This is a genomic window from Candidatus Methanosphaera massiliense, assembly GCF_028890305.1.
Taxonomy (GTDB): Archaea; Methanobacteriota; Methanobacteria; order Methanobacteriales; family Methanobacteriaceae; genus Methanosphaera; species Methanosphaera massiliense.
Window position 1 is genome coordinate 998,533 of the sequence record NZ_JARBXM010000001.1, and the last position, 12,181, is coordinate 1,010,713.

Annotated in this window: 13 protein-coding genes and 2 tRNA genes; 10 read left to right on the forward strand and 5 right to left on the reverse strand. The window is 29.7% G+C overall.

The genetic code is table 11. The features are described 5' to 3' along the window. Positions 1-109: 109 nt before the first annotated feature. The 6 genes from OTK55_RS04790 to OTK55_RS04815 all read left to right on the forward strand — a co-directional run bounded on the left by OTK55_RS04790 (position 110) and on the right by OTK55_RS04815 (position 6,198). Complete coding sequence (locus OTK55_RS04790) at positions 110-1,735, forward strand: tRNA uridine(34) 5-carboxymethylaminomethyl modification radical SAM/GNAT enzyme Elp3 (RefSeq protein ID WP_274870917.1); 1,626 nt, start codon at positions 110-112, stop codon at positions 1,733-1,735. A gap of 144 nt (positions 1,736-1,879) precedes the next feature. Beyond that, the gene (locus OTK55_RS04795; protein ID WP_274870918.1) at positions 1,880-2,866 is read left to right on the forward strand and encodes a beta-ribofuranosylaminobenzene 5'-phosphate synthase; all 987 of its coding nucleotides are present in this window, start codon (positions 1,880-1,882) and stop codon (positions 2,864-2,866) included. Positions 2,867-2,878: 12 nt separating this feature from the next. Further along, entirely contained in the window at positions 2,879-3,370 is a 492-nt protein-coding gene (gene hacB, locus OTK55_RS04800) for a homoaconitase small subunit (protein ID WP_274870919.1), read from the forward strand. 3 nt (positions 3,371-3,373) lie between these two features. After that, the gene (locus OTK55_RS04805) at positions 3,374-4,012 is read left to right on the forward strand and encodes an HVO_0476 family zinc finger protein (RefSeq protein WP_274870920.1); all 639 of its coding nucleotides are present in this window, start codon (positions 3,374-3,376) and stop codon (positions 4,010-4,012) included. 23 nt (positions 4,013-4,035) lie between these two features. Continuing rightward, a complete protein-coding gene (locus OTK55_RS04810; protein WP_274870921.1) occupies positions 4,036-5,313 on the forward strand; it encodes a tRNA (N(6)-L-threonylcarbamoyladenosine(37)-C(2))-methylthiotransferase in 1,278 nt (425 codons plus the stop codon). Between the two features lie 96 nt (positions 5,314-5,409). Beyond that, the gene (locus OTK55_RS04815; protein ID WP_274870922.1) at positions 5,410-6,198 is read left to right on the forward strand and encodes a hypothetical protein; all 789 of its coding nucleotides are present in this window, start codon (positions 5,410-5,412) and stop codon (positions 6,196-6,198) included. Between the two features lie 144 nt (positions 6,199-6,342). On the opposite strand, the gene OTK55_RS04820 is transcribed toward OTK55_RS04815, so the two are convergent. Both OTK55_RS04820 and OTK55_RS04825 read right to left on the reverse strand, forming a co-directional pair. Beyond that, a tRNA-Phe gene (locus tag OTK55_RS04820) sits at positions 6,343-6,415 on the reverse strand. Positions 6,416-6,437: 22 nt separating this feature from the next. After that, positions 6,438-6,509, reverse strand: a tRNA-Val gene (locus tag OTK55_RS04825). Positions 6,510-6,664: 155 nt separating this feature from the next. Here OTK55_RS04825 and OTK55_RS04830 point away from each other — a divergent pair. The 3 genes from OTK55_RS04830 (at position 6,665) to OTK55_RS04840 (ending at position 8,062) form a co-directional block, all read left to right on the forward strand. Then, positions 6,665-7,099: a GerW family sporulation protein gene (locus tag OTK55_RS04830; RefSeq protein ID WP_274870924.1), complete on the forward strand. Its 435-nt coding sequence runs from the start codon at positions 6,665-6,667 to the stop codon at positions 7,097-7,099. A gap of 104 nt (positions 7,100-7,203) precedes the next feature. Beyond that, positions 7,204-7,842, forward strand: a complete 639-nt coding sequence (locus OTK55_RS04835; protein WP_274870925.1) for a hypothetical protein — start codon at positions 7,204-7,206, stop codon at positions 7,840-7,842. A 4-nt stretch (positions 7,843-7,846) separates the two neighbouring features. Further along, positions 7,847-8,062 carry a hypothetical protein gene (locus tag OTK55_RS04840; RefSeq protein WP_274870926.1) on the forward strand — a complete coding sequence of 72 codons (216 nt, stop codon included), beginning with the start codon at positions 7,847-7,849 and terminating at the stop codon, positions 8,060-8,062. Between the two features lie 24 nt (positions 8,063-8,086). Here the strand turns inward: OTK55_RS04840 and OTK55_RS04845 are convergent, their stop codons facing one another. Next, positions 8,087-8,293, reverse strand: coding sequence for a histone family protein (locus tag OTK55_RS04845; protein ID WP_274870927.1), 207 nt, complete (start codon positions 8,291-8,293; stop codon positions 8,087-8,089). Positions 8,294-8,687: 394 nt separating this feature from the next. Further along, complete coding sequence (tes, locus tag OTK55_RS04850) at positions 8,688-10,244, reverse strand: tetraether lipid synthase Tes (RefSeq protein ID WP_274871772.1); 1,557 nt, start codon at positions 10,242-10,244, stop codon at positions 8,688-8,690. 241 nt (positions 10,245-10,485) lie between these two features. Here tes and OTK55_RS04855 point away from each other — a divergent pair, with 241 nt between their 5' ends. Beyond that, complete coding sequence (locus tag OTK55_RS04855; protein ID WP_274870929.1) at positions 10,486-11,049, forward strand: CDP-2,3-bis-(O-geranylgeranyl)-sn-glycerol synthase; 564 nt, start codon at positions 10,486-10,488, stop codon at positions 11,047-11,049. 80 nt (positions 11,050-11,129) lie between these two features. On the opposite strand, the gene OTK55_RS04860 is transcribed toward OTK55_RS04855, so the two are convergent. Continuing rightward, positions 11,130-12,179, reverse strand: coding sequence for a hydantoinase/oxoprolinase family protein (locus OTK55_RS04860; protein WP_274870930.1), 1,050 nt, complete (start codon positions 12,177-12,179; stop codon positions 11,130-11,132). Positions 12,180-12,181 lie beyond the last annotated feature (2 nt).

Consider the following 12,181-nt stretch of genomic DNA (forward strand, 5'->3'; position numbering starts at 1 on the left):
CTACTATATATTATTATTAACTAACTTAAAATAATGTTTGTATGTTTATATTAGATTAAAAATAAAAAAAACTATTAAATAAGAATTTTATGATAAGGAGAATTGAATAATGGAAGATGCTTGCAGACTAATAATTGAAAAAGCTCTTGAAAACAACATCACAACAAAGAAAGAGTTGGAAAAATTAAAAATACAAACTTGCAGGGATTTAAAATTAAAGGGATTTATGAGTAATTCTAAGATATTACAATATGCAAAACCAGAAGAACTAGAAACATTAAGACCTATTTTAATGAAAAAGCCTACTAGGACAATTTCTGGAGTAGCTATTGTTGCAGTCATGTGTCATCCACATAAATGTCCTCATGGACGATGTAAATATTGTCCTGAAAGTAGTGTAGCTCCTCCTAGTTATACTGGTGAAGAGCCTGCAGCATTAAGAGCAAGAATGTTTAGCTTCCATCCTTATGTACAAACATTTAATAGATTATATCAATTAAGAAATATTGGACATCCAATTGATAAGGTTGAATTAATAATAATGGGTGGAACATTTGCATCAAGACCACTTGATTACCAGGAATGGTTTGTAACACAATGTTTAAGGGCAATGAATGATTTTGAATCTATCATCAATACCATACCAAGAAATCAGAAAGAGGCAGATATAGTACCGCCAACAGATTTCAAGTACTTACATGATGTGAAGAAAAGTAATGAACATAGTAAAGTAAGATGTGTTGGTTTAACCTTTGAAACAAGGCCGGACTACTCTAAAACTGAAGATGTTAATAGAATGTTAGGATTTGGAGTTACAAGAGTAGAACTGGGAGTTCAGACATTATATAATTATATTTATAAACGAATAGATAGAGGTCATAGAATTCAGGATGTAGTTGAGGCAAACCAGACACTCAGAGATTCTGGAATAAAAGTAGCAATGCATATGATGCCGGGATTATATTCAACGCCTAGAAGTGACCTTAACATGTTTAAACGATTATTTACAGAGCCATCCTTCTGTCCAGACATGTTAAAGATATATCCATGTTTAGTAACAGAGGGCTCTGAATTCTATGAAATGTGGAAAAGAGGCGAGTATGAACCATACACCTCTGAGCAGGCAGTGGATTTAATAGTTGAAGTAAAGAAAATACTACCAAAATGGGTACGTACAATGAGAATTCAGAGAGATATACCAGCTACTTTAATTGATGCGGGAGTAAAGAAATCAAATCTTGGGGAATTAGTATACAACAGATTAGAAGAGGAGAATATTCAGTGTCAATGTATACGTTGTAGAGAGGTTGGTCATAAGAGAGCTCATGGTATAGAACCAGATTATGATAATATTGAATTACTACGAACTGATTATGATGTCACGGGCGGTCATGAAATATTCTTATCAATAGAAGACCCTGGTAATGATATTATCATAGGATTTACTAGGCTAAGAATTCCTTCAAAGAATACATTTAGACCAGAAATAACACCAAATAGTGCTCTTATAAGAGAATTACATGTTTATGGTCAAATGCAGAAAATAGGTAAGAACAAGGAAAATCTATGGCAACACAAAGGATATGGTGGAAGACTGCTACATGAGGCTGAACGAATAGCTAAGGAAGAGTATGAAAAGAATAAATTACTAATAATTAGTGGTATTGGTGTTAGAGATTACTATAGAAAACTAGGATATCATAAAGATGGACCATACATGTCAAAATTTATATAAACAAATTCTCTTTTTTTCTTTTTTTATTATCTTTAGTTATTTTTCTCTTTTTTTAATCTTATCATAAAAACTATAAATAATAATTCACAAACATAAATATAGTTTATAAAACATTAAAGGAACATTATATTAGGTTGTATCATATTGAGATTGGAAACTTCAGCAAGACTACATTTATCATTAATTGACCTGAATGGGTCAGAGGGACGTGTTGATGGTGGTATTGGAATAGCCATTAAGGAACCATCATTAATTATAGAATGTGAGGAGAATGATTCTCAAACTGAAATATTGTTTAATGATAAATGTAATATTTCTAATTCTGATGATGAATATACTTCAAAGATGTTAATTGCATCAAAGAATATGCAGGATTATCTTGGTATAGAAAAGCATTATACATTTAATGTAGAGGAAATATATCCTATACATCAGGGTTTAGGATTAGGAACACAGTTGCTCTTATCAACTGGACAATTAATTGCTAAATTAAATGAGATTGACCTAGGAATCTATGAATTAGCAAAGATAATACATCGTGGTGGAACAAGTGGTATTGGTGTACATTCATTTAAGTATGGTGGACTACTGATAGATGGTGGTCATAGAACGTCAATAAAGAATGATTTTTTACCCTCATCAGCATCAAATGTAGCTCCTCCACCCTTACTGGCACGATATGATTTCCCCGAGGATTGGAATATAATACTAGCAATACCAAACACAGATAATGGAGCATCAGGAACAAAGGAAGTAAACATCTTCCAATCATACTCACCAGTAGATATACGGGATGTTGAAAGAATATCCTATCTTACATTAATGAAGTTAATGCCAGCAGTAATAGAAGAAGATATAACCTACTTCGGTGATGCAATAAATAAAATACAATCAATAGGATTTAAAAAAGTAGAACGAAACCTGCAATCAGATAAAATTAACAATACTATAAATTACATGATAGATAATGGTATTCCTGGAGCAGGAATGAGTTCCTTCGGGCCGACATGCTTTGGTATAACAGATACAAATCCCAAGGCAATAAAAAGAGACCTAATTGATTTAATGGATAATGACGGTAAAGTAATAATAACTAAAGGAAAAAATCACGGAGCATGTATAAAAGAATAAAAGGTGTAAACAATGAAAAATATGGAAGGAAAAGTTTGGAAATTTAGAGATTGTATAGATACAGATGTAATAATAGCAGGAAGATACCTAAGAACATTTAACCCAGAAGATTTAGCAGCACACGTAATGGAAGCAGAAGACCCAGAATTTGCAGGTAAGGTAAATAAGGGTGACATAATAGTCGGCGGATGGAATTTCGGATGTGGATCTTCACGTGAACAAGCACCAGTTGCAATAAAAACAGCAGGTGTATCAGTAATAATAGCTAAATCCTTTGCTAGAATATTCTATAGAAATGCAATAAACATAGGATTACCAGTAGTAACCGCAGATATAGAAGTAGATGAAGGAGATATTGTAGAAGTAAATGTGAATGATGGTATCATAATAAACAAAACAACCAGAAAAACATTTAAAATAAAACCATTTGACCCAACAATGTTAGATATACTAGAAAATGGTGGAGTAGTTAATCAATACTTAAAAAATAAGAATGAGGGATAGAAAATGGTATGTCCAGTATGTGGCTATGATGAATTTGAAGTAATAAAAAGTAAGGGTAAAAAAAACAGAGATTTACTAGTAAAATGTGACGAATGTGGTCATGTTTATCATGAAACAGCACCTGAAGAAGCACATGAAGTAAAAGTAAGAGTTATTATCAGTGAATTTGAAACATCATGGAAGACTAACGTTACCCTGTACTCTGATGAATACTTGGAAGTAGGAACAATATTATATATTGATGATAAAGATGTTGAAGTAACTTCTATCGAAACCAAGGAAGAAAAAAGATTATATGAATGTCCTGTCATTGATATAAAAACAATATGGGCTAAATCACTAGATACCTTAGCACGTATAGGATTATCAATTGATAATCATGGAACTGTATTATCACATAAACTAGAAGTAGAACGTGACTTTATATTCACAATAGGTGATGTTTGTGAAGTCAACGGACTAAAATTCAGAGTATATGCATTTAAAACGTTAGAACGTAATATGAGAAAAGGATATGCATATGCTAAGGTAATTAAGAGAGTATATGGAAGATTATTACCTAGAAACGATAAATCAAGGGTAAACTATGATTTATCTGAATATGTTGTAAAAACCACTATAAAAGAAAAAGACTATAATTAAACTGTAAATATCTCTGTGATAAAATGAAAATATATATAGAAACTCATGGCTGTACTTTTAATCAAGCTGATAGTGATATAATGGCTAAGATGCTGTCAGAAACTCATGAAATTGTTCAGGATATGGCTGATGCTGATGTTATTATATTAAATACTTGTTATGTTAAACTTCCAACAGAACAGAAGATGATTACTCAGATTCGAAATATAAAAATGAAGTACCCTGACAAGAAGCTTATCGTTGGAGGATGTATGGTTGAAGTAGATCCTGAAAGACTTAATAAGTTTGCAGGAGATGATTGCTGGATTGGTCCTCATAAAGTAGATAAAATTAATGATGTTGTTGACAAGGCAATTAAAGGCGAAGTAGTTCATGAATATGGAAAAACAAATCTCGTCAAGGCAGGAGTAGGTATAAAATCAAGTAATTCCTTAATACATATCTTACAAATTTGTGAAGGATGTGAAGGTCAATGTACATTCTGCTGTACACGTCTTGCAAGAGGATATCTTGTAAGTTATCCTATTGATGTACTTGTAGAGGAAGCAAAGGATGCAATTAGCAATGGCTGTAAAGAATTACAAGTAACTGCTCAGGATACTGCATGCTTTGGTAATGATACTGGTGAATCCTTTGCCGAGTTATTAAATAGGCTTGGTTCTCTTGAGGGTGATTTTAAGATTCGTGTTGGAATGATGCATCCTAAAAGTCTTAAGGGTAAACTTCATGATGTTATTGATGCATTTAAAAATAATGATAAAATCTTTAAATTTGTACATCTTCCAGTTCAAACAGGCAGTGATAAGGTTTTAACTGAAATGAATAGAATGCATACACTTGATGAGTACAAATATATTGTGAATGAATTCCGTAAAGAGATACCTGATATTTCTTTAGCAACAGATATTATTGTTGGTTATCCAACAGAGACTGAAGAGGATTTCAGTGAAACACTTGATTTAATAAGGGAGATTAAGCCAGATATTATTCATATTTCTAAGTATATGCACAGACCTGGTGCTATATCTAATAGTCTGGATGAAATTGATCACAAGGTTATGAAGGATAGATCTCACAGAGTAAATGATGTGAAATCAGAAGTTATGCTTGAAAATAACAAGAAATATGAAGGTACCACACAACGTGTGTTAATAATAGGCGAAGGTTCTACAGGTGGATATGTAGGCTACACAGATACTTATAAAAATGTTATAGTAGATAATGCTAAAATAGGTACATTTGTTAATGTAAAGATTTTAGAAGGGAAAAGAACATACTTACTAGCAGAAGTAATTCAATAACTATATAAATAAAAAAATATAATATATTTAAGAATAGAAAAAATAAAATAGAAAATAAAACATAATAATACATAATAATAATGAAGATTGATAACTATGAGTTACATTGTATGCCCAAATTGTAAAAGATTTGTTAAAGTTAATGATTCAGCTCCATTAGCCTTTGACAAATGTGAAAATTGTGGACATGTATTAGAATTTGCAGCTGATGAGCAGGAGTTACAGTTTATATTAAGAGGTATTGAATTACCTAAAATTTCATACTATAAAATATGTTCCAACTGTAAATCAGTTAATCCTAGAGAAACAGGAACATGTTTATACTGTGGAGGTACACGTTTTCAGTTACAATATGATATGGATAGTGTAAATAAATATAATCAAAGTGTACGTAACATGGTAGGAGTATCATCTACAGATAGTCAACAAAATAATACACATCAATTTTCATATACTAGTCAAGGAGATATTCATACTAATTGGTTATTCAGAGTAGTTGCAATGATTTTGGGAGTAATTGATTTCTTCTTCTTTGCATTGGTTGGTCTAGGATTTATTGTTGATGAATCAAATCTACCATCATCTACTGCTGAGATAATGACATTTGTATCTCAAAACATGGAGTCTTTAATGATAATACTGGTAGGTTCCTTACTAATTGCAGGAATATTAGCGGTATTTATATTACCTCGTATGAGCTATAAGGATTCATTCACTACATCCTCTACAATTGGATTAATAATTGGTATAATAACCATAACTGTATCTAGAGATGTATTAGTAATTCTATCATCAATTGTAGTCTGTGGTATTATAACTGGTATTGGCGGAGTAATTGGTGAATTTATAGTTCAAAAATTAACCAAGATGATAGGATCTGGATAATTCTTTTTTTTTATTTTTTTTTAGATTTTTAGAAAAATAGCTTTTTTTATTACTCAAATTAATTTTTTAATAAATATAATACTTATTTTATAGAAATAGTAGATTTAATTGTTATAAAAATACTTTATTATTAATGTAAAAATATGCCGTGGGCCGGACTTGAACCAGCGACATCCAGATCTTCAGTCTGGCGTTCTCCCAACTGAACTACCACGGCATATTAAAATAAAATTATGTTATGGGCCGAACGAGATTCGAACTCGTGATCCCCTCCACGTCAAGGAGGTATCATACCTCTAGACCACCGGCCCAGAAATACCTTTTTTTAAGACTATTATAATATTAAGTGATACTACTATTTATATTTTTTGGTTAATTATTCATTCTTTTTTATTTTTAATAAAAAATAATATATGTTAATTAAAAGATATCAGTAACTAAAGACAATAAATGTAGGAGCATATTTATGAATCTTGATAACTCAATAGAAAAAACATTATCTGAAATTCAGAAAGTTATGAATACTGATAGTATCATTGGTTCACCTTTAACAATTAAGGACAAAACAATTATTCCTATTTCAAAAACAGCTTTAGGTTTTGGAATAGGTTTAGGTAACCATGAAGGAGATAAAAATACTGAAATTGGCGGAGCTGGTGGTGGTGGCTCAATAGATCCTATTGCATTTGTAGTTATATATGATAATGTTCCAGGACCTAACGGCGTGGAAGTAGTACCTGTTGAAGGTAATGATACACCAATTGAAGATTTATTAAATGGTTTAGGACAATTTGTTTTTGATTTTCTCAGTAACAGAAATGCTCAGCCAGCACAAGATGTTCCGAACGATGTAGATATTGATGATATTAAAACAAAAGTTAAAGAGGTTCCTGAGGAATAGGCCTCTTTTCATTTTTTTCTGATTTTTTTAAATTACATATAACTTAACCTAACAAACACTATTTTAATTTAAAATTATATTAAATTATATGGAAATGATTGATAATGATACTTGAAATATTAATGGTTATTTTATTTATTCTCATTGTATTATTATTCATGATAATTATTAAACCACTAAATATACATGTATTATTTAATAATAATAACTTAGACTATAATGGTGAAATTACAATTAATCATTATCTGATTAATGTAGAATATAATTTTAAAAATAAGACTATAATCATTAACTTAATATATAAATCCCATAAAATAAAAATCAAAACATTTAATTTAGAAAAATCAGATGAAGAAACATCCCTGGAAAACACGTCAAAAGAAGATATAACAAACAAACTCAAAGAATTATATCCTCTATTAAAGAAAGCTTTTCCTGACATAATGGAATTAATAAAACTATTGACAAAAACATGTAAATTTAATACAAGTAAAATAAATGCTAACCTCGGATTAAATAATAATAATTTAACAATCAAAACATGTAATATAATATGGGCAATATCAGCTCCATTTTATCCATTAGGATTACAGGTTTTACTAACTCCAGAAATAAATAAATTTCTAATAAAAACAGATATAGACATATCTCTTAGAATTATATTAACTAATGTGATAAGAATACTTATAAAAATATTTACAAATAAAAATCTTAGAAATATTATAAAAATATTAAGAAATTGATTTTATGATTGGTAATAAAGTTTACACACTAGAACCATTAATTGTTGGTAATAGAAAAATATACCCTATCGTAAAACTAGATGTTCTAGTAATAGATGGTATTTCATTAAATATAAAATGTGAAGTCATATCCTTAAAAATAGTTGAAGGGACTGATGTTTATTATAAAGATATTTCTAAGTCAAATATCTCAAAAAAAGATATAAAATTAAAAAAATAAAAATTTGAATTATTATCGTACTTTTTATAATTTTTTGTAAGCTACTGCAATATCTTCTGCTTTTAAAGTTTTTCTACTGTTTTCTTTAGCATTGTCTAATGCAAGTTTTGCTAGTTCAGCAGCTTGATCTTCTAAAAATTCTGATAGTTCTACTTTAGCATCTTCGCTTACACGTTCTGCTCCACCATTTTTAATAATTCTTCCTAATGGTGTTAATGGTAATTGAGACATATTATACCTCCTTTCAATATATAAATCATAATATTTATTTTAAACATTATTTATTTGTATTGATTTTTCTATATTGTTCTATGTCTAAGATTATAATTTATATCAACTATCTTAGTTTAAAAGATAAATTATAATATATTCATCTATTAATAACTTCTACTATTTATATTTTTTACAAAATAGTATAGTTAAATGAGATATGTATGTGTTTATTTATTATTATTAATAAACATTGTTAAAATCAATTCGTTTGTATTAAAATTAATAATTATGAATATATTCAAAAAATAGTTAATTATTTCTTTAATATTTGCTCTTCAGAAATAATTTATTTCTTAGTAAAAAAAAAAATTTAAAAAAAATAAATGATACAAGAAAAATAATTAATATAATTCTATTTTCCTGCTTGTTCTTTTTTAAGACTATCTAATTTTGCTTGTCTAATATTTTCCATTATAGCTTTAGCTCTATCAGAATCTAATGGAACGTGACATTTTTCCTCAATTTCTTCTCTGTATATATTATTCATTGAACAGAAAGGAATAATTCTACCATCAGGAGTTGCGTAATGAATTACACATTTTTCCACTCTGTTCTGATCAAAGTTAAATGGATCCATGAAGTGCATTGATGAAATAAGTAATGCATTCATATGGAAGTCACCAAGTGCATCATAATCCTTTTTGATAAATATGTTTTTAAGTAGACTTGTAATATCAATGTAAGATGGTGATTTATCAGTATCAATAGTTTTAGGTAGGTTTTTAACTGCTTTTGCAATTGCTTTAGATTTTGATAATTTTGAATCTTTTTCTAGACCAGGAATTGTGTTTTCAAGTATTTCCATGAATTTATCCACGTCAATAAAGTCAGTAATTGGGATTACACTACCATCTTTTTCTTTAAATACATAGGTACCTACACCACAATGTTCGTGACAAGTTAATGTAACTTCTTCATCTGTTCCATTGAGTGCTGCTATTAAATCAGATATTGGAGCTACTGTTGAAGCTGAATAGAATGCATCCTCAGTTATATCACAATCTGTCTGTTCTTTAACAAGATGCATAAAGTCATCTATGGTGATACGTTGTTCTTCTACTTTATCTGTTGGTGTACGGCCTGCAAATGATACAGGTTGGAAGTTTACGCCTCTTATAACATCAATATTATCTAATGCAAATTGAATAATATCCCCAATTTGATCTTCATTTATTCCTTTTACTAATGTAGGTACAAGAACTATTCCTAAACTTGCTTTCCTACAGTTTTCTATAGCTTCTATTTTTTTATGAAGTATGTTTGCATTTCTTGTTTTTAGATATGGTTCTTCTGTTACACCATCGAATTGTAAGTATACTGTGTTTAAGCCAGCGTCTTTTAATTCCTGTGCTAAGTTTTCATTATTTGCTAAGGCAATTCCATTTGTTGCAATTTGTGTATGGGTAAATCCTTCTTCTTTAGCCATTTTAATTAAATCTACAATGTCATCACGTACTGTTGGTTCTCCACCTGCGTATTGGATAGCTGGTGTTGGTACTGGCTGGTTTTTACGTAAATTTCTTAGCATTTGTCTTATTTCATCTTGGGATGGCTCGAAAAGTGTTCCTGATGCAGCTGCATTTGCAAAGCATATTGGACATCTTAGGTTGCATCTGTTAGTAACGTCAATCAATCCGAGCACTGTTTGACTTTCATGTTCTTTACATAATCCACAGTTTGAAGGACATTCCCCTTTAATATTTTCATTTAAGTTTGTTAGTCTATGTGGCTCTGCTTCATATTTTATTGCTTTTTTATATGCTTCAGCGTCGTGCCAGTAAGTGTTCTTAAATGTTCCGTGTTCTGGGCATGTTTTTTCGATATATATTGTATTGTCCTCTTCATATACCTCTGCATCTAGTATTTTTAGACATTCTGGACATAAGCTTTTAGTTTTTGTTATTTTAATCCCCCTCCAATAAATTGATTCAAAAGTTTTGAAAATATTATAATTTATTTTTGATTAAATAATTAGAATATATTCTTTTATTTTAACCATTTATTATAATTAATACTTAGGTTAATTTTATTTAAATAATTTTATGTATGATTTTCTGGTAATTAATAAGAGTGTTTTCTATTTCTTCAAATCATTTTATAAATAAATAAAATCATATTAAATATTATTATTAAAACGGGAGTTAATATTAATGGACATCATAAATTTAATAATTTATTCAATATACTTGATGATTCCAGCATATCTTGCTAATGGTTCAGCATTAGTATTCGGTGGAGGAACACCCTTAGATTTGGGGCATGATGCATGGGATGGTCGAAGATTAGTTGGTGATGGTGTCACATGGAGAGGTATTATTGGAGGAGGCCTTTTTGGAATGATCATTGGTGGTCTTCTAGGATGGTTAGCTTCCTATGGATTAGGTGATTACTTCTTTAACATCTCAGCTATTCAGATAACAATGGTTTCCGGTTATATTCCTAAAGGATTACTAATTGGATTATTATTAGGGTTTGGTGCTTTAATCGGTGATGCAATTGGTAGTTTTATTAAACGTAGACTTAACTTTGAACGTGGAAAACCAGTACCACTACTTGATCAATTAGATTTTGTAGTTGTTGCATTAATATTCATATCACCATTCATACAATTAACATGGCAAATGATATTGATTATTCTTGTAGTTAGTGTATTTTTACATTTAGGTGCAAACATCTTTGCTTATCTTATTCATTTAAAAGATGTTTGGTATTGAATAATTAATGTTTCTTTAAAAAATAGTTATTAATAGTAAATTAAAATATTTACTATCTTTTTTTTTGATTTAAATTTAACTTATACGTAGTATCCTAGAGGTAATTCCTTGGCTACGTATTCCTCCAGATACATTTGAATAGCACCTATGGCGGTGAGGATACTCATAGCTTCTTTTGAAAAGTAATCGGCTATGTTAATAATATTTAATCCAAGACGTTTTGCTGCTAGTTCACATACATTTCCATGACCGAGGTCTGTTATTATTACAGTGTCCATTCCATTATTTTCAACAACTTTTAATAAACCCTTTGTTAATTGATGAATCTGTTTTTCATGAATGTAGTGAGTTATATTGTTAATATTAGCATCTGATAGACTATCTAAATCAGCACATACTAGACGGCTTAATCTTCTTTTACAGGATACAATATCTTTACCTTTACCATCAGGAGTATCACAGGTGTACTCTTTTTCGGAGATATGTCCAAGAATTCTATGGATATCTGCGGTTATTGAAAATAATTCACTACTTACACCTGTTTTTACGTTGTTAACAGGAACTTGATTAACTATAGTTGCAAGATTTGTTCTTAACATACCAGTATAAACTAATTCACCAGTACCTAATCTTTCAAGATCAGTATGGCCAGATGCTACTTCTTTTCCATCTTTTATTGGTATAATATCTGTAGTTGTACTTCCCATATCAATAAATATACAATCCTTTTTAATATATCCTATAATATGAGCAGTTCCCACCCAATTAGCAGCAGCTACAATTAATGGATTTTCTAAAATTTCTTCATAAGTTTTTAAACCTTCCAAGGTTACGAAAAATATATCCTTATCTGGAAAAGTAGTTACTACTTTGTTTGATATGTCAAGTACTCCTTCTTTTTTAGTAGTGTATGAATCAGCAAGTTCTGCTGTCATTGTTACACATATTACATCAATATCCTTATCATTTTCAGTTAATTTTAGTAAGCATTCTGGTAATTTGTCATTATCCTTCCACATTGGTAAATATACTTTATTTTTTTTAATAGAAGTCATGATATTATTTTCGTTAAGATTAACAATAGCACAGTCGGTGTTTGCTCCACCAATATCTAAACCCATAATTTTCATAT

Coding starts and splice junctions, on each gene's coding strand:
- OTK55_RS04790 (WP_274870917.1), top strand. CDS start 110: ATGGAAGATGCTTGCAGACTAATAATTGAAAAAGCTCTTGAAAACAAC.
- hacB (WP_274870919.1), top strand. CDS start 2,879: ATGAAAAATATGGAAGGAAAAGTTTGGAAATTTAGAGATTGTATAGAT.
- OTK55_RS04805 (WP_274870920.1), top strand. CDS start 3,374: ATGGTATGTCCAGTATGTGGCTATGATGAATTTGAAGTAATAAAAAGT.
- OTK55_RS04810 (WP_274870921.1), top strand. CDS start 4,036: ATGAAAATATATATAGAAACTCATGGCTGTACTTTTAATCAAGCTGAT.
- OTK55_RS04815 (WP_274870922.1), top strand. CDS start 5,410: ATGAGTTACATTGTATGCCCAAATTGTAAAAGATTTGTTAAAGTTAAT.
- OTK55_RS04830 (WP_274870924.1), top strand. CDS start 6,665: ATGAATCTTGATAACTCAATAGAAAAAACATTATCTGAAATTCAGAAA.
- OTK55_RS04835 (WP_274870925.1), top strand. CDS start 7,204: ATGATACTTGAAATATTAATGGTTATTTTATTTATTCTCATTGTATTA.
- OTK55_RS04840 (WP_274870926.1), top strand. CDS start 7,847: ATGATTGGTAATAAAGTTTACACACTAGAACCATTAATTGTTGGTAAT.
- OTK55_RS04845 (WP_274870927.1), bottom strand. CDS start 8,293: ATGTCTCAATTACCATTAACACCATTAGGAAGAATTATTAAAAATGGT.
- OTK55_RS04855 (WP_274870929.1), top strand. CDS start 10,486: ATGGACATCATAAATTTAATAATTTATTCAATATACTTGATGATTCCA.
- OTK55_RS04860 (WP_274870930.1), bottom strand. CDS start 12,179: ATGAAAATTATGGGTTTAGATATTGGTGGAGCAAACACCGACTGTGCT.